Source organism: Alistipes sp. CAG:29, from assembly GCF_000435435.1.
GTDB classification, from domain to species: Bacteria; Bacteroidota; Bacteroidia; order Bacteroidales; family Rikenellaceae; genus Alistipes; species Alistipes onderdonkii.
This window is the reverse complement of the sequence record NZ_FR893507.1, coordinates 85481-102215: the sequence shown is the minus strand read 5'-3', so window position 1 is coordinate 102215 and position 16735 is coordinate 85481. Positions and strand designations below refer to the sequence as shown.

Below are 16735 nucleotides of genomic sequence, written 5' to 3'. Positions count from 1 at the left end.
GATGATTTAGAATGCGATGGCGGCTCCGAGAACGAATGTACGCGTGCGGGGATAGAAGTCATACCAGTCGATGCCGGGTTGCAGCCCCGAAATGCTGACTTCGGGGTCGATTCCCTTGTAGCCGGTGATGGTAAAGAGGTTTTGTGCCGTGACATAGCAGCGCAGCTTGGAGATGACCTTCGATTTGAGTTTGAAGTCGTAGCTCAGCGTTATGTTGTCGAGCTTGAGGTAGGAGCCGTCCTCCACGAACCGCGACGAATAGTATGCGCCGTCCTTGTAGTTGGCATGGTCGAGTGTCGAGCGCAGAATATTGCGGGTGCCGAAGTAACCGAACCCTTCGTAATAGACACGGCTCTGGTTCAGGACGTCGTTGCCGATGGAACTGCGCAGCAGGAAGCTCAGGCTCCACTGTTTGTAGCTGAAGGTATTCTGCAGCGACAGCAGTACGTCGGGATATGCGTTGCCGATAACCTGGTAGTCCGCTTCGGTAATGCCCTCTACACCGTCTAAGTCTTCGTAGATGGCGCCGCCGTTATCGTTGAATCCCAAAAATTTCGGGCCCCAGAAGTTGCCCAGCGAACCGCCTTCGACGATGCGCATGGTATACATTTTCAGGTCATCGGGGAAGTAGCCGGTCTGGATTTGCACCATTTCGTAATCCTCGTTGGAGAATTTGACCAGGTTATTCTTGTTGTGGCTTATCGTCGCCGCGAGGTTCCAGCTGAAATTCTTGCGTGAAATCGGCGTGGCGTTGACCGTCACTTCGATACCTTTGTTGTCGATCGTGCCGACGTTGGCGAATTTCGAAGGGTAGAGGTTGGGCGGTACGGGTACGGTATAGGTGTAGAGCAGATCCTTGGTGCGGCGGTTGTAGTAGTCGACCGTGACGTTGAGCCGGTTGTCGAGCACGCTCATGTCGAGCCCGACGTTGAACTCTTTTTTCTTCTCCCAGCGCAGGTCGGGGTTGGGATTGCTGCCGGGTTCATAGGTGCTGATCCACTTTTTGTTGTAATAGAAATTTGACGAACCCTTGCGCAGGATCGACAACGAACGGTAGTTGCCGATTTCCTGGTTGCCCGTGATGCCGAAGCCGGCGCGCAGCTTGAGCTCGTTGAGCCATTTGGCGTCCTTCAGCCACGGTTCGCGCGATATGCGCCAGCCGAGGCTCACGGCCGGGAAGGTTCCCCATTTGTGGTTGTCGCCGAAACGCGATGAACCTTCATAGCGCACCGATGCCGAGAAGAGGTATTTTTCCTTGTAATTATACATCACGCGGCCGAAGAAGGCGATGAGCCGGTTGTCTTCCTTGCTGCTGCCCATCGAGGCGAGCCCTTCCTTGAGCGCCCCGCCGCTGCCGATGTTGTGGAACCCGAAGATGTCAGTATCGAACTTGTAGTTCATCTGGTCGTAGCTTTCCGAACTTTCCTCGCTGAACGAGTAACCGGCGATGGCTTGCAGTTTGTGGTCGCCGAACGTGCCCGAATAATCGATCGTCGCTTCGAGCATCTTGTTCTTGTAGTGGTCGTTGTAAGTTTCCGCCGTCCCGTTGTTGCCGATATTTACCGGGTAATAGCGGCCGTAATAGTGCCCATAGCGTTCCGACCGCTCGATGATGGCGCCCATGGCACTGATTTTCAGGCCGTCTATGATGCGCAGCGAAGCATTGACGCTGCCCGAGAACTCTTTGCGGATGCCTTCGTCGTCACGTTGTTCGAGCATCGCCACGGGGTTGTGGTAGTCGATTCCCGGCGAGAAGAAGTATTTGCCGTACTGGGGGTTGTTGCCGCTGGTTTCGTAAATGGGTTCGGTCGGGTTGCGCAATACGGCCTGCCGCATGATGAACTTGTCGGCATAGGAGCCTTTTCCGGTGGTGTACGCAAAATTATAATCCACTTTCAGCCGATCCCGGATGAGCGACTGGCTCACGTTCAGACGTCCGCGGAGTTTCTCGTTCCCGGTTTTTTTTACCAGCCCGATGTCGTTGGTGTAGGAGACGCTGGCGCGGTAGTTGAGTTTTGCGGAGCCGCCCGATGAGGATACGTTATAATTTTGGCTTACAGGGTGTTTGCGCGTGACGGCGTCGAACCAGTCTGTCGATCCGCCGAAATCGTACGACGACGCTTTGTCGGGGAAATATTGCCGGATCGTGTTGCGGTATTCGCTCGCCGACATCACGTCGGGTTTTTTGTCCACGCTTTGCATGGCGACATAAGCCGAGAATTCGATACGGTTCTCCCCCGCATGGGCTTTTTTCGTCGTCACCAGAATCACACCGTTCGTACCTCGTGTGCCGTAGATCGCAGCGGCCGAACCGTCTTTCAGCACGTCGATCGAGGCGATGTCGTCGGGACTGACGTTCGACAGGTCGCCGCCCACGACGCCGTCGATGACGACCAGCGGTGAAGCGCCGCCGGCCATTGTGGTCATGCCCCGCAACTGGATTTCGAAGTCGCCGTTGGGGTCTCCGCCGTCGGCGCGTACGATATTCAGGCCTGCAACCTGTCCCTGGAGCAGTTGCAGCGGATTGGTGATGTTCCCTTGTTTGAAATCATCGCTCTTGAGGGAGGAGACCGAGCCGGTCAGCTCTTTTTTCGTGGTGGTACCGTACCCGATCACCACTACGTTGTCCATCGTCGTGACTGACTCGGTGAGTTGCACATCGAGCGTTGTTTTCGTTCCTGCCGGAAGTTCCGTGTTCCGGTAGCCGATGAATGAGAATTCGAGGACGGCATTTTCCGCATTTTGCAGACGCAGCGTATAGCTGCCGTCGGCAGTGGTGCTGACGCCGTTGGTCGTACCTTTCTCAACGACCGTTACGCCCATCAGGGGCTTGCCTGTGTCGTCGGTTACCCGGCCGGAGATCCGGCGGGTGTCGTTTTGTTGCAAGGTGTCGTAATCTGGGGTACCGGCTGCATGCATGACGGCCGGCAGCGTACCGAGCAGCGCGGCCAGACAACAGGTGCGCAGCATGTTTTTTCGTAGAATTAGGGTCATAGTTTTACAGGTTTGGTTGGTTAAACTGGTGGTGGGAGGGCTTTGCCCCGGCATTGGGTTACATGGTTATGCGTATTTTGGGTTAATTAAATTATTGAATATATAGGTTCGTCGCCTTGTTTGCGGATCGTTTGGCGTATTTGTCCGGCCGTTTGTTATACAAATATAAGTTTAAAAGTTCTAATAATGAGGTGTATTTTTACTTTAATTAGGATAAACCCAAAGTGATTTATTAAAAATAATATGTATTGCATTGTTGGATTTAAAATATTGAATATTATAGATGTGGCTATATTACTATGGGTGTTATTATATGTTTTATCCGGTTGTTTTCAAATGATTTTATCCGAACTTAATGTTTATAAGGGCCTGTGGCTGTAAAAAATACCTCGGGAAGTTGCCCGATAGAGCGACAATACCGGTTTTGCGTGTATTTGGCTGTGAAATGACCTAATTTGGGATTATCCGGATGTGTGCGAAATTGTCCGGGAATATTCCTTTATAACCCGGATCTTCCATCAGGAATTTCCGGGATTTCATCTCCGGCAAATAATTCCTATCTTTGTGTAACTAACCCGCAAGGCCATGAACAAAGCTATTTCGCTGCTTGTACTTATCCATTCGATGACGAAGGCGGAAAAACGCTATTTCAAACTTTACAGCAACCTGCAGGAGGGCGATAAGGTCTATCTGACTTTGTTCGCCCTGATGGAGGAGTGCTCTTCGGTCGAGGAGGTTACCCGGCGTTTTGGCGTCGATGCCGGGGAGAGCAGCTTCGACATTGCCGTCAAGCACCTGTATAAGGTAGTTGTCGACTGCCTGCTGCATTTACGGAGCCGGTATGACATCCAGGCCCGCATTTCCAACCGCATGGCCGAGGCGGAGATCCTTTTCCGCTGCGGCTTGCTGCAGGCCGCGACCGAAGAGCTGAGCCGGGCGAAAAAACTGGCCGGGCAGTATGAGATGACGGCTTTGCTCATGCTGATCCGGCAGACGGAATTGCGTTACCTGAGTGCCGGGGATTATCAGGGGATGAGCGAAAAGCAGCTGGTCGAAAAACAGATGAAAGTGAACGAGACGTTCAAGCATCTGCGCAGCGCCAACCAGCACATGCAGCTTTACGATATCCTCAAGTACCGGGCGCTTTACCGCAGCAAGGTGCGTTCCGAACAGGAGTGCCAGAGCCTGAACGATCTGGTGCTGAGCGAGCTGCACCTGATCGCCAATAACACGTACAACGGGTTCGAGGTGGATAAACTCCACCAGCTGTTCCAGTCGACCTATTTCCTGCAGTCGGGCAATTACAAGGCTGCCATCCGCATCTATCAGCAACTGCTCGAATTGTTCGACCACAATCCGGGCCGGATGCTCAACCCTCCGTTGCACTACCTCGATGCCGTGCTGGGGGTATTGGACAGCCTGCTTTCGGCGGGGCTTTACGATGAGATGCCCTTTTTTATCGCCAAGCTGCACCGGCTTACGGAAAGCGACTACCCCCAGGAGTTTGTCCGCAAAGTGCTGGCCTTTATCTATCTGTACGATTCGTTCCGGCTCATCAATTGCGGGGCTTTCGCCGATGCGCAGGAACTTTATAAGCAACATGAGGAGACCCTGTTCCGCAAACTGTCGCAGCAAAAACTCGATGTCCAACTGTTGTTGCAACTCAATCTGGTCGTGCTGCATCTGGTGTGCGACCGGGGTGGCGAAGCCCGCAAGGCCATGACCCGGATCCAGGCGACCGGGCTCGTGTTCTATAATTTCCCGGCTTTCCGTATTGCGCGGCTGGTGAATTTGCTCCTGCAGGCCGAATGCGGGCGGTTCGATTTCGCCGAAAACGAAATCAAATCCATACGCCGCAGTACCGCTATCGGAAACAGCTCGGTCGAAAAACTTGTTTTCAGGTTTGTACGCCTCTTTCCGCTGCCCGGGAGCCGGCGGGAGAGGGGCCGCCTGTGGGAACGGCTGTACGGTGCGGTGCAGGCAGTTGCGGCCGATAAATACGAGCGGCCGTTACTCAAATACTTCGATTTTACGGCATGGATCGAGGCGTGCCTGACCGGGGCGGCTTTGTCGGATGTGCTGGGGCGTAATACCCGGCAGCAGGCCGAACGGTTCAGCGTGTAGGCGGCCTTCCGGCCCGGCCGGTGGCCCTGGGCGGAGCCTGGCGCGGCGGCGGGGTATATTGCGGGGTGCCGGCCTTGCCGGTCTGCGGGGGCGGCAGTGCCGATCCGGGGGTGCCGGATGTGCCGAACTGCGAGGTGCTGGGCTATGCCGATCTGCGGGACGGCGGCTGTGCTGGTCTGTCGGGCTGTGCCGATCCGGGGGCACCGGGCTTGCGGGTATAAAAGAAAATCCCGAGCCGCGATGGCCCGGGATTTTTCTGTCGGGAACTCCGGATTAAGCCTGTCCGGCCGAACCCAGGACGCTTTCGCATTTGTGCATGTAGAGCTTCTTCAGCTCGTCGCGGGCCGGGCCCAGGTATTTGCGGGGGTCGAACTCTGCGGGCTGGTCTACGAAGATCTTGCGGATGGCTGCGGTCATGGCCAGACGGCCGTCCGAGTCGATGTTGATCTTGCAGACTGCGCTCTTGGCGGCGCGGCGAAGCTGCTCTTCGGGAATACCTACGGCATCCTTGAGCGCACCGCCGTGCGTGTTGATGATCTTCACGTACTCCTGCGGTACGGACGACGCTCCGTGCAGCACGATGGGGAAGCCGGGGAGCTTCTTCTCGATCTCGGCCAGGATGTCGAAACGCAGTTCGGGCGGAACGAGGATACCCTCGGCGTTGCGGGTGCACTGCTCGGGCTTGAACTTGTTGGCGCCGTGCGACGTACCGATCGAGATGGCCAGCGAGTCTACGCCGGTCTTCGATACGAAGTCGATCACGTCGGCGGGGTCGGTATAGGTGTGGTGCTCGGCCGAAACCTCGTCCTCGACGCCGGCCAGCACGCCCAGCTCACCCTCGACCGTTACGTCGAACTGGTGTGCGTAGTCTACGACCTGCTTGGTGAGGGCTACGTTTTCGTCGTAGGGCAGGTGCGAACCGTCGATCATCACCGACGAAAAGCCCATGTCGATGCAGCTCTTACACAGTTCGAACGAGTTGCCGTGGTCGAGGTGCAGGCAGATGGGAATGTTTTTGCCCAGCTCCTTGGCATACTCGACGGCGCCCTGTGCCATGTAGCGCAGCAGCGTCTGGTTGGCGTATTTGCGTGCGCCCGACGAAACCTGGAGGATGACCGGCGACGAAGCCTCCACGCAAGCCGAGATGATGGCCTGCATCTGCTCCATGTTGTTGAAGTTGAATGCCGGGATGGCATAACCGCCCTTGATGGCTTTTGCGAACATCTCACGGGTGTTCACAAGTCCCAATTCTTTGTACGATACCATAATAATTTAATTTATGCAGTGAATTGTTTGTCTCGAAAAACCGCACAAATTTAATAAAAATTCTAATTAATTGCGTCCGATCCGGCTATTTTATTCTCTTTTTGTGAAAATAATAACAGCCGGCGGGAAATTGTTGTGCAATCCGGATAGTTTTTTGTATTTTTGCATGGCCTTAAGCCCCGGTGTGCGGGCAGGGTATGCCCGGTGCGGCCTGCATGCGGTTGATTGCGGGCGGCAGGGCGGCGCAGGATGCCTCCCGGCTGCAGGGGCTGCCTGCGGAAAAGCGCCGCGCGGCATGCCGGGCACGGGACAAACGGACATTAACAAACACAAAACATATCACGATTATGGCTGATTTCATTTATCAGGAGCCGTTCCCCGTCGGGGAAGACAAAACCCAGTACCGTCTGTTGACGAAGGATTACGTGAAAGTCGTCGAATGCGACGGCCGCAAGATCCTCAAGGTCGACCCCGCTGGCCTCGAACTCTTGTCCAAAGCCGCTTACAGCGACGTGTCGTTCTACCTGCGTGCCGCCCACCTGCAGAAGTTGCGCAACATCCTCGACGATCCCGAGGCCACCGACAACGACAAGTTCGTGGCTTACACCATGCTGCTCAACCAGGTCGTTGCGGCCGAGGGCGAACTCCCCACGTGCCAGGACACCGGCACGGCCATCTGCATCGGCCACAAGGGCGAGGACGTCTATACGGGCGCCGACGATGCGAAATACATTGCCAAAGGCGTGTACGAGACCTACAAAGACCGCAACCTGCGCTATTCGCAGGTCGTGCCTTTCACGATGACCGAGGAGAAGAATTCCGGTACGAACCTCCCGGCGCAGATCGACATTTACGGCGGCCACCCCGGCATGGAGTACGAATTCCTCTTCATTACCAAGGGCGGCGGTTCGGCCAACAAGACCTTCCTCTACCAGCAGACCAAGGCGCTGCTGAACGAGAAATCGCTGACCGATTTCATCAAGACCCATATCTTCGACCTCGGTACGTCGGCCTGCCCGCCCTACCACCTGGCCATCTGCATCGGCGGTACGTCGGCCGAGATGTGCCTCTCGACCGTGAAGAAGGCTTCGGCCGGCTACCTCGACGAGCTGCCCACTTCGGGCAACGAGGGCGGCCGCTGCTTCCGTGACCTGGAGTGGGAGGAGAAGGTGCTCAGGATCTGCCAGCAGAGCGGTGTTGGCGCCCAGTTCGGCGGCAAATACCTCGTGCACGACGTGCGCGTGATCCGTGCCCCGCGCCATGCGGCTTCATGCCCCGTGGCCATCGGCGTGAGCTGTTCGGCAGACCGTAACATCAAGGCCAAGATCACGCCGGAGGGCATCTTCCTCGAGCAACTGGAGAAGAACCCCGCGCGTTTCCTGCCCAAGGAGGCGCCCAACATGTCGCCCGCCGTGGACATCGACCTCGACGAAGGCATGGACAAGGTGCGTGAAATCCTTTCGAAATACCCGATCAAGACGCGTCTGAACCTGAAAGGCACGCTCATCGTGGCCCGCGACATCGCCCATGCGCGCATCAAGCAGATGATCGACGAGGGCAAGCCGATGCCCGAATATTTCAAGAAACATCCGGTATACTATGCCGGGCCTGCCAAGACCCCGGACGGCATGGCCTCGGGATCGTTCGGCCCCACGACGGCCGGGCGTATGGATCCCTACGTCGACCTGTTCCAGTCGCTGGGCGGTTCGCTGGTGATGGTGGCAAAGGGCAACCGCACGCAGCAGGTGACCGACGCCTGCAAGAAGTACGGCGGTTTCTACCTCGGTTCGATCGGCGGCCCGGCGGCGATCCTGGCCAAGAACTCCATCAAATCGGTCGAGGTCGTGGACTTCCCCGAGCTGGGTATGGAGGCCGTCCGCAAGATCTACGTCGAGGATTTCCCGGCGTTCATCATCGTCGATGACAAAGGCAACGATTTTTTTGCCGATTTCAAGCATTAAAAACCGGCCCGCGGATATACTAACGGGCAAAAGTTTACGTTGTAAAATCTGAAAGAAGGTTTTATTGTAGAGCTCAATGAGAGATTTCATTGCGAAAATATCCCTGACGGCACTCTTCGTGCTGGCGATCTTCTCGGCATCGGCTGCCGAGAAGGTCACTTTTGAGGCTAATTCTCCGCTGACGGTCGCTGTCGGCGAGCCGTTCCGCGTGGAGTTCGCACTGAACGCGCAGCCCGAGCCGGGCTCGTTCAAAGCTCCTTCGTTCGAAGGGTTCGACGTGATCGCCGGCCCGGCCGAAGCGCAGGGACAGTCGATCCAGATCGTGAACAATTCGATGACGCGCGTGGTCAATTACACGATCACCTATGTGCTCGTGCCGCAGGGCGCTGGGAACGTCACCGTCGGTGCGGCCGAGGTGACGGTCGAGGGGACTACCTACCGTACCAAGCCGCTGGCGATCGAGGTGGTGGATGAGGGCAAGGCGCCGGGAGGCGGCGGTTCCGGCGCCGGGGGGAGGCGGCGGTCCCGCCGCCGGCGGGCAGCCGCAGCGCCGCGAGGAAGCCTCCTCCGAGAGTGCGGCGCAGAGCCGGGTCGCCAAGGACGACATCCTGTTGCGGGCCATCGTGTCGCGGACTTCGGTTTTCAAAGGCGAGCCGCTGCGCGTGACCTTCAAACTCTACGAGCGGGTTCCTATAGTGGGGTATAACGATGTGAAATTCCCTTCGTTCAACGGCTTCTGGGCGCAGGAACTCAATACGGAGAACGCCCGCCGCGAACGCGAAACCTTCAACGGAAAAGTCTACGAGACGCTCGTTGCCAAGGAGTACCTGCTCTATCCGCAGCAGGCCGGTACGCTCGTCATCGAGCCTGCCGAGATCACCGCCGTGGCGCAGGTCGTCATCCAGAGCCGGCGCAGCCTCGATCCCTTCTTCGGGGGCGGGCACGATTTCGTGAACGTACCCCGCAAGGTGCAGAGCCCACGGATAAACGTCACGGTCAAACCGCTGCCGGCGGGCGCTCCTGCCAGCTTCAGCGGCGCCGTAGGCAGTTTTGCGATGGATGCGGTGCTGCCGCCTGACCGGCTGGCAGCCAATTCTGCGGCGACCTATACGGTGAAGATCTCCGGTACGGGCAACCTCACGTTCGTGCAGGCACCCAAGCTGACGCTGCCCGCCTCGTTCGAGCAGTATAACGTCAAGACGACCGAGTCGATCAACGCCTCGGCGGCCGGGATTTCCGGCTACCGCCAGTTCGAATACCCCTTTATCGCACGCGCCGAAGGCACGTACGAAGTCGAGCCCGTCGAATTCAGCTATTTCGATCCGGCGCGCATGCAGTACATGACGCTGCGCTCGCGTCCGCTCGAACTGGAGATCACGCCCGATGCCAAGGGCGGCGGGGGCGACGCCTATGTCGTGCAGGGACGCGGCATGTCCAAGGAGGAGGTCAAGATGCTCGGCCAGGACATCCGTTTCATCAAGCTGGGCAACGCGCAGTTGCGCCCAGTGCGCGAGCCGTTCCTTTTCGGTGCGGTCTACTGGGTGCTGCTCTTCGGAATCCTGGCCTTCTTCACGGCGGTCTACGTGGCGCTGCGCAAGCAGATCCGCGAGTCGCAGAACGCCGCGCTGGTGCGCGGAAAGCGTGCCAACAAGGTCGCCGTGCAGCGTTTCCGGGTCGCTAAACGCTATATGGAGGAGCAAAACCGCCATGCCTTCTACGAGGAGATGCTCCGGGCTCTGTGGGGGTACATGGGTGACAAGTTCAACATCCCGGTGGCCAACCTCACCAAGGAGAACGTCCGCGAGGAACTGCACAAGCGCGGCGTGTCGGTCGAGGAATCGCAGCGCTTCACGTCCATCATCACCAAGTGCGACGAGGCGCAGTATTCGCCTGCTGCATCGGCACAGATGAGCGAGGTGTACGCCGAGGGCGTGGACATCATTTCCCGGATCGAAGCGGTGATAAAAAGATAAGAACGCCATGAAACGAATGATCTTGTGTTTTCTGTTGTCGCTGGCCCTGGCCGCGGTATCCTTTGCGCAGGAGCCTGCCGACAGCTTGCAACGGGTTTCCCGGGAAGCCCCTGCCGAGGCGCAGGCCCCCGGGGAGCAGACTGCGGAGCAGTTGTGGAACAAAGCCAATACGGCCTATATCAACGGCGATTTCCATGCGGCCGCCGATACCTACGAAGAGTTGCTTTCGCGCGGGGTGAGCTCCATGAAACTCTATTATAACCTGGGCAATGCCTATTTCAAGGACGACCGTATCGGCAAGGCCATCCTCTATTACAACCGGGCGTTGCGCCTTGCGCCGGGCAACGACGACATCCGTTACAACCTCAGCGTCGCCGAGGCCCGCACCAAAGACAACATCGAGGATATCCCCGAGTTCTTCTTCGTCACGTGGATGCGCGACATCCGCCACATGATGGGATGCACGGCGTGGAGCCTGCTTTCGCTCGCATTGCTGGCCTGTATGCTGGGGTTGTTTCTGGTCTACCTGCTGGCACAGCGCATTTCGCTGCGCAAGGCGGGTTTCTACGGCACGGTCGTCGCGGCGCTGCTGTTCATGCTGACCACGTGGTTCGCCGTGGGGGAACGCCGTGAGATGCTCGACGACACCTCGGCCAGAGCCGCGACGCCCCCTCGGCCGGGGTGATGACCGCCTCCACGGCGGTGAAGAGTTCGCCCGACAAGTCGTCGACCGACCTCTTCGTGCTGCACGAGGGTACGGTCGTGACGATCACCGACCGCCTCGACGGGTGGTGCGAGGTCGTAATCGCCGACGGCAAGAAGGGTTGGGTCGAAGGACGCAAAATCGAAATCATCTGAATGTCGAGGCTTTTACAGGACGTTGTCGGCGAGCTGTCGAAACTCCCGGGCATAGGGCGCCGTACGGCACTGCGCCTGGCCATCCACATCCTTCGGATGGAGCGCGAATCGGTCGCCGAAATGACGGAAAGCATCGACCGTTTCCGCAACGAGGTCAAATATTGCACGCAGTGCAACAACCTCTCCGACGAGGATGTCTGCCCGATCTGCGCCGACGACGAGCGCGACCATACGACGATCTGCGTCGTCGAACAGGTGGCCGACGTGCTGTCGGTCGAGAACACGCGGCAGTACAAGGGGTTGTACCATGTGCTGGGCGGCGTTATTTCGCCCATGCAGGGTATTTCGCCCTCCGACCTGAAGATCGACCTGCTGACCGAACGCATCGCCCGCGGCGGCGTGAAGGAGGTGATCCTCGCCATCTCCACCTCGGTCGAGGGCGAAACCACGCTCTTCTACCTGATGAACCGCCTCCGGCAGTTCCCGGAATTGAAAGTCACCTCCATTGCCCGCGGCATCGGCTTCGGTGACGAACTGGAATATGTCGACGAGCTGACCATCACGCACGCCCTGCTGAACCGCCGCGAGGTCGAATGACCTGCGGCCGGGGCGCACTGTGGGGCGGATCCCCGGTTGCGGCACGACATATGCCGGAATACGGCCGGAACTGTCGCCCGTTTTTTTGCAAGCAAGACCCGGGTACAGGATTGTACCAATGTAAAATATTTCTCATATGGAATTTCTGACAAACGACAAGCTCACGATCGTGGGCGCGGCCGGCATGATCGGCTCGAACATGGCCCAGACGGCGCTGATGATGCGCCTTACGCCCAACATCTGCCTTTACGATCCCTATGCTCCGGCGCTCGAGGGCGTGGCCGAGGAGCTTTACCACTGTGCGTTCGAAGGGGTGAACATCACCTGGACGAGCGATGTCAAGGAGGCGCTCTCGGGAGCGGCCTATGTCGTTTCGTCGGGCGGCGCGGCCCGCAAGGCCGGCATGACGCGCGAAGACCTGCTCAAGGGCAATGCCGAGATCGCCGCACAGTTCGGCAAGGACATCAAGGCTTACTGCCCCGACGTGAAACACGTCGTTGTGGTCTTCAACCCGGCCGACATCACGGGGCTGGTGACGCTCATCTATGCGGGTATCCGCCCGTCGCAGCTTTCGACCCTCGCGGCGCTGGACTCCACGCGCCTGCGGAGCGAACTGGCCAAATATTTCAGGATTTCGCCCGACGAGATCCGCAACTGCCGCACCTACGGCGGCCACGGCGAGCAGATGGCGGTCTTCGCTTCGACGACGCTCGTTGCCGGACGCCCCCTGTCGGAGCTGATCGGCCGCGAGATGCCCGAAGGCGACTGGCACGACCTGCAACAGCGGGTGATCCAGGGCGGCAAGCACATCATCGACCTGCGCGGACGTTCGTCGTTCCAGAGCCCGGCCTACCTGTCGATCTGCATGATTGCCGCGGCGATGGGCGGCAGGCCGTTCGGCTATCCGGCCGGCGTGTTCGTACACAACGACCGGTTCAAGCATATCCTGATGGCGATGGAGACCGAAATCACGAAGGACGGTATCAGCTACAAAAACGTGCAGGGTACGGCCGAGGAGAACAAGGCTCTTGCCGACAGCTACGGGCACCTCTGCAAACTGCGCGACGAGGTGATCTCGATGGGGATCATCCCGCCCGTCGAAAAGTGGCGCGGCCTGAACCCGCACCTGAAATAGGCGGCGGATGCATCTTGTTACGGCAGGGGCCGGTTCATTTGAACCGGCCCCTGTTTCCGATTTTCTCCGACCGCTGTTTCAGGGTTTGGCCTGGAATACGGCTTTCAGCTCGCCGTCGCCGAGCAGCAGCAGCATCGGCCCGTCCATATCGTAGTGCGTGGTGGCTTCGAGCGCCTTGGTGAAGGCGTCCTCCTGTTCCATGCCCGGGCAGGCCATCATCGTCGAGGCGATCGGCCCGATCCTGAGCGCGCCCTTGTCGGTGGTTTCGTATTTGCCCATCAGGCGGTTGCAGGCCCCGACCCCCGCAAAGCGGTTCTCTTCGGCGAGGAACATTACATAGAACTTGCCCTCTTCGGGTTTGACGGCCCTGCCGTCCAACTGTATGAGCTGCCATTCGGTGCCGATGAGCGGCCGGCGGTTTTTCTTCTGGTAGGAACGGCATTTGCAGCAACCCGCGGCGAGTGCCGCTACGGCTGCGATAACTGCGATTCTCAGCAAAATCTTCATAGCATATTCTTAAATGTGTTGTGCAAATATACGGAATATATCTTATCTTTGTGTGGAATTTGAAAAACACCCCGCTATGAAGAAGATTATCGCATCGCCCCACGCCCCCAAGGCCGTGGGCCCTTATTCGCAGGCCGTGGAGGCCGGCGGAGCGCTCTATGTTTCGGGACAGCTCCCCATCGACGGCGCGACCCAAAAGATGGCCGAAGGCATCGAGGCCCAGACGCGGCAGTCGCTCACCAACCTGCGCCATATCCTCGAAGAGGCCGGCTATACGCTCGGCGACGTGGCCAAGACGACCGTCCTGTTGCAGGACATCGGCGACTTTGCCGCGATGAATGCCGTTTACGCCGGGTTCTTCACCTCGGGAATGCCCGCGCGCGTATGCTACCAGGTCGCCGCACTCCCGATGGGGGCGCTGGTCGAGATCGACGCCGTCGCGGCGAAATAGCCGTTGCCGGACATCCCGTCCGCAGCAAATGTGCGCCCCATAAATGTGGGGCGCATGTTTTGCCTTTTTGTAAATAATTTGTGGATAAGTTTGGTGCCGTGCATTGGGTTATTCCATAGAAAAGAATGAATTTTGTAGAACCGGGTTTCGCCCGGATCGACGCTAAAAATCTGAAATAAAAGCAATAACAGTTATGTCTAAAGCCGTAAAACCCGAAGCGCCGCAGAAAGTCGATTACAACGATGCGGTTGCCGAGTCGAAAAAGTATTTCGACGGGGACGACCTTGCCGCGACGGTATGGGTCAGCAAATATGCCCTGAAAGACTCTTTCGGCAATATCTATGAAACGTCACCCCGACAGATGCACGAGCGTATCGCAGCCGAGATCGAGCGCATCGAGCGCAAGTATCCCAATCCGATGTCGCGCGAGGAGGTCTTCGGCCTGCTGGATCATTTCCGGTATGTGATTCCCCAGGGTGGCCCGATGACGGGTATCGGCAACAATTTCCAGGTGGCCTCGCTCTCGAACTGTTTCGTGATCGGGCACAAGCATCCGGCCGACTCCTACGGCGGCATCTTCCGCATGGACGAGGAGCAGGTGCAACTGATGAAACGCCGCGGGGGCGTGGGGCATGACCTCTCGCACATCCGTCCCACGGGCAGCCCGGTGCTCAACTCGGCGCTCACGTCGACGGGTATCGTGCCTTTCATGGAGCGCTATTCCAACTCGACGCGCGAGGTGGCGCAGGACGGCCGCCGCGGTGCGCTGATGCTCTCGCTGTCGATCAAGCACCCCGATGCCGAGCGTTTTATCGACGCCAAGGTCGACACGGGCAAGGTCACGGGCGCTAACGTTTCGATCAAGATCGACGACGAGTTCATGCGTGCCGTCATCGCCGGCAAGAAATACCACCAGCAATTCCCGATCAATTCGGACAACCCCCGATACGAGCAGGATATCGACGCCCGGAAGCTCTGGGACAAGATCATCCACAATGCCTGGAAGTCGGCCGAGCCGGGCGTGCTGTTCTGGGATACGATCATCCGCGAAAGCGTGCCCGACTGCTATGCCGACGAGGGCTTTGTGACGGTTTCGACCAACCCCTGCGGTGAAATCCCGCTCTGCCCCTACGATTCGTGCCGCCTGCTGGCGCTCAATCTGCTGAGCTATGTGGACAACCCGTTCAAGAAGGATGCGAAGTTCAATTTCGACAAGTTCCGGTCGCACGTGGCCATGGCCATGCGCATGATGGACGACATCATCGACCTCGAACTGGAAAAAGTCGAGCAGATCATCGGGAAGATCGCCGCCGACCCCGAGGACGAGGACGTGCGCCGCGTGGAGCTGGAGCTGTGGAAGAAGATCCTCGGCATGGCGCAGAAGGGCCGCCGTACGGGCCTCGGCATCACGGCCGAAGGCGACATGCTCGCCGCACTGGGACTGGTATACGGTTCCGAGGAGGCGATCGCATTCGCCGTCGAGGTGCAGAAGACGCTGGCCGTCGAGGCTTACCGGGCTTCGGTGAAGATGGCCGCCGAGCGCGGTGCCTTCCCGGTCTACGACGCAGCCAAGGAGAAGGACAATCCGATGATCGCCCGCATCCGCGAGGCCGACCCGGAACTCTACGCCGAGATGGAGAAGGTCGGCCGCCGCAACATCGCCATGCTGACCATCGCCCCCACGGGTACCACGTCGCTCATGTCGCAGACCACGTCGGGCATCGAGCCGGTGTTCCGCACGGTCTACAAACGCCGCCGCAAGATCAACCCCTCCGACAAGGACACGCATGTGGACTATGAGGATGAAACGGGCGAAAAGTTCCAGGAATACAACGTCTACCACCACAACTTCGTGAAGTGGCTCGAGGCGAACGGATACGACACGTCGAAGCTCGCGACGATCTCCGACGAGGAGCTCGGAGAGTGGGTGGCCGCTTCGCCCTACCACGGGGCTACGGCCAACGACATCGACTGGGTGGCCAAGGTCAAGATGCAGGGTGCGATCCAGAAATGGGTCGACCACTCGATCTCGGTGACCGTCAACTTGCCGAACAATGTTTCGGAGGGGCTCGTAGCGCAGGTTTACCGCACGGCCTGGGAATGCGGCTGCAAGGGCGTCACGGTTTACCGCGATGGCTGCCGCGACGGTGTGCTGCTCGAAAAGGGCTCCAAAAAGAAGCCGAAGTGCGAGGAGCATCCCGGACAGGTGCCCAAGCGTCCCAAGTCGATCCCGGCCGACATCGTGCGTTTCAAGAACGGCACCGAGGACTGGATCGCCTTCGTGGGCCTGCAGGACGGTCGCCCCTACGAGGTCTTCACCGGTAAGATCGAGGAGGATGCCATGTATATCCCCCGCAAGATCGACAAGGGCTATATTATAAAGGTACGCGAGGAGGACGGCACCAAGCGTTACGACTTCCAGTATACTGACCGCTACGGCTATACGAATACCATCGGCGGTATCTCGCGTCTGTTCGACGAGGAGTTCTGGAACTATGCCAAACTGATCTCGGGTGTCTTGCGCCACGGTATGCCGATCGAGAAGACTGTCTCGCTGATCGAATCGCTCCACCTGAACAGCGAGTCGATCAACACGTGGAAGACGGGCGTCTGCCGCGCCCTGAAGCAGTATATCGTCGACGGCACCAAGTCGAAAGGCAAGTGCCCGAGCTGCGGACAGGAGAATATGGCCTACCAGAATGGCTGTCTTACGTGCATGTCGTGCGGTTATTCGAAGTGCGGTTGATTCTGTAAAGATTTAATCCTGAGCTTAAAAGGCTGGAAATACACGTTTCCAGCCTTTTTTGTGCGGGTTCGGCGCTGTTTTTGTGCTATGACCTGTCAATTAACGGTTTCGGGAAAAGAGAAA

Annotated in this window: 13 protein-coding genes; 10 read left to right on the top strand and 3 right to left on the bottom strand. The window is 58.3% G+C overall.

What is annotated here, in order from left to right; all coding sequences use genetic code 11:
* Window positions 1-6: 6 nt before the first annotated feature.
* Window positions 7-2994, bottom strand: a complete 2988-nt coding sequence (locus QVP03_RS13270; protein ID WP_230317632.1) for a SusC/RagA family TonB-linked outer membrane protein — start codon at window positions 2992-2994, stop codon at window positions 7-9.
* Between the two features lie 585 nt (window positions 2995-3579).
* Between QVP03_RS13270 and QVP03_RS13265 the strand changes: the two genes are divergently transcribed.
* Window positions 3580-5118, top strand: a complete 1539-nt coding sequence (locus tag QVP03_RS13265) for a hypothetical protein (protein ID WP_022333871.1) — start codon at window positions 3580-3582, stop codon at window positions 5116-5118.
* A gap of 273 nt (window positions 5119-5391) precedes the next feature.
* Here the strand turns inward: QVP03_RS13265 and QVP03_RS13260 are convergent, their stop codons facing one another.
* Window positions 5392-6384, bottom strand: a complete 993-nt coding sequence (locus tag QVP03_RS13260) for a class II fructose-bisphosphate aldolase (RefSeq protein WP_022333870.1) — start codon at window positions 6382-6384, stop codon at window positions 5392-5394.
* A 347-nt stretch (window positions 6385-6731) separates the two neighbouring features.
* Between QVP03_RS13260 and QVP03_RS13255 the strand changes: the two genes are divergently transcribed.
* From QVP03_RS13255 to QVP03_RS13225, 7 genes are all read left to right on the top strand, one after another.
* Window positions 6732-8345, top strand: coding sequence for a fumarate hydratase (locus tag QVP03_RS13255; RefSeq protein ID WP_022333869.1), 1614 nt, complete (start codon window positions 6732-6734; stop codon window positions 8343-8345).
* A gap of 76 nt (window positions 8346-8421) precedes the next feature.
* A complete protein-coding gene (locus tag QVP03_RS13250; RefSeq protein ID WP_288210830.1) occupies window positions 8422-9051 on the top strand; it encodes a BatD family protein in 630 nt (209 codons plus the stop codon).
* Complete coding sequence (locus QVP03_RS13245) at window positions 8969-10318, top strand: BatD family protein (protein ID WP_288210829.1); 1350 nt, start codon at window positions 8969-8971, stop codon at window positions 10316-10318. Before QVP03_RS13250 ends, QVP03_RS13245 begins: the two co-directional genes overlap by 83 nt.
* 7 nt (window positions 10319-10325) lie before the next feature.
* Window positions 10326-11003 carry a tetratricopeptide repeat protein gene (locus QVP03_RS13240; RefSeq protein ID WP_022333867.1) on the top strand — a complete coding sequence of 226 codons (678 nt, stop codon included), beginning with the start codon at window positions 10326-10328 and terminating at the stop codon, window positions 11001-11003.
* Complete coding sequence (locus QVP03_RS13235) at window positions 11003-11176, top strand: SH3 domain-containing protein (RefSeq protein ID WP_022333866.1); 174 nt, start codon at window positions 11003-11005, stop codon at window positions 11174-11176. The genes QVP03_RS13240 and QVP03_RS13235 overlap by 1 nt, the downstream gene beginning before the upstream one ends.
* Window positions 11177-11773 carry a recombination mediator RecR gene (gene recR, locus QVP03_RS13230; protein WP_022333865.1) on the top strand — a complete coding sequence of 199 codons (597 nt, stop codon included), beginning with the start codon at window positions 11177-11179 and terminating at the stop codon, window positions 11771-11773.
* A 136-nt stretch (window positions 11774-11909) separates the two neighbouring features.
* On the top strand, window positions 11910-12908 hold the full coding sequence (locus QVP03_RS13225) for a malate dehydrogenase (RefSeq protein ID WP_022333864.1): 999 nt from the start codon (window positions 11910-11912) through the stop codon (window positions 12906-12908).
* Window positions 12909-12986: 78 nt separating this feature from the next.
* On the opposite strand, the gene QVP03_RS13220 is transcribed toward QVP03_RS13225, so the two are convergent.
* Window positions 12987-13415 (bottom strand): META domain-containing protein, encoded by a 429-nt coding sequence (locus QVP03_RS13220; protein ID WP_022333863.1) that lies wholly within the window; start codon window positions 13413-13415, stop codon window positions 12987-12989.
* 76 nt (window positions 13416-13491) lie between these two features.
* Between QVP03_RS13220 and QVP03_RS13215 the strand changes: the two genes are divergently transcribed.
* Both QVP03_RS13215 and QVP03_RS13210 read left to right on the top strand, forming a co-directional pair.
* Window positions 13492-13866, top strand: a complete 375-nt coding sequence (locus QVP03_RS13215; protein ID WP_022333862.1) for a RidA family protein — start codon at window positions 13492-13494, stop codon at window positions 13864-13866.
* Between the two features lie 193 nt (window positions 13867-14059).
* The gene (locus QVP03_RS13210) at window positions 14060-16612 is read left to right on the top strand and encodes an adenosylcobalamin-dependent ribonucleoside-diphosphate reductase (RefSeq protein WP_022333860.1); all 2553 of its coding nucleotides are present in this window, start codon (window positions 14060-14062) and stop codon (window positions 16610-16612) included.
* Window positions 16613-16735 lie beyond the last annotated feature (123 nt).

What these genes read in the sequence shown, in the direction of transcription:
- QVP03_RS13260 (WP_022333870.1), bottom strand. Translation starts at nt 6,384, where the DNA reads ATGGTATCGTACAAAGAATTGGGACTTGTGAACACCCGTGAGATGTTC.
- QVP03_RS13210 (WP_022333860.1), top strand. Translation starts at nt 14,060, where the DNA reads ATGTCTAAAGCCGTAAAACCCGAAGCGCCGCAGAAAGTCGATTACAAC.
- QVP03_RS13255 (WP_022333869.1), top strand. Translation starts at nt 6,732, where the DNA reads ATGGCTGATTTCATTTATCAGGAGCCGTTCCCCGTCGGGGAAGACAAA.
- QVP03_RS13250 (WP_288210830.1), top strand. Translation starts at nt 8,422, where the DNA reads ATGAGAGATTTCATTGCGAAAATATCCCTGACGGCACTCTTCGTGCTG.
- QVP03_RS13265 (WP_022333871.1), top strand. Translation starts at nt 3,580, where the DNA reads ATGAACAAAGCTATTTCGCTGCTTGTACTTATCCATTCGATGACGAAG.
- QVP03_RS13270 (WP_230317632.1), bottom strand. Translation starts at nt 2,994, where the DNA reads ATGACCCTAATTCTACGAAAAAACATGCTGCGCACCTGTTGTCTGGCC.
- QVP03_RS13215 (WP_022333862.1), top strand. Translation starts at nt 13,492, where the DNA reads ATGAAGAAGATTATCGCATCGCCCCACGCCCCCAAGGCCGTGGGCCCT.
- QVP03_RS13220 (WP_022333863.1), bottom strand. Translation starts at nt 13,415, where the DNA reads ATGAAGATTTTGCTGAGAATCGCAGTTATCGCAGCCGTAGCGGCACTC.
- QVP03_RS13235 (WP_022333866.1), top strand. Translation starts at nt 11,003, where the DNA reads ATGACCGCCTCCACGGCGGTGAAGAGTTCGCCCGACAAGTCGTCGACC.
- QVP03_RS13240 (WP_022333867.1), top strand. Translation starts at nt 10,326, where the DNA reads ATGAAACGAATGATCTTGTGTTTTCTGTTGTCGCTGGCCCTGGCCGCG.
- QVP03_RS13225 (WP_022333864.1), top strand. Translation starts at nt 11,910, where the DNA reads ATGGAATTTCTGACAAACGACAAGCTCACGATCGTGGGCGCGGCCGGC.
- recR (WP_022333865.1), top strand. Translation starts at nt 11,177, where the DNA reads ATGTCGAGGCTTTTACAGGACGTTGTCGGCGAGCTGTCGAAACTCCCG.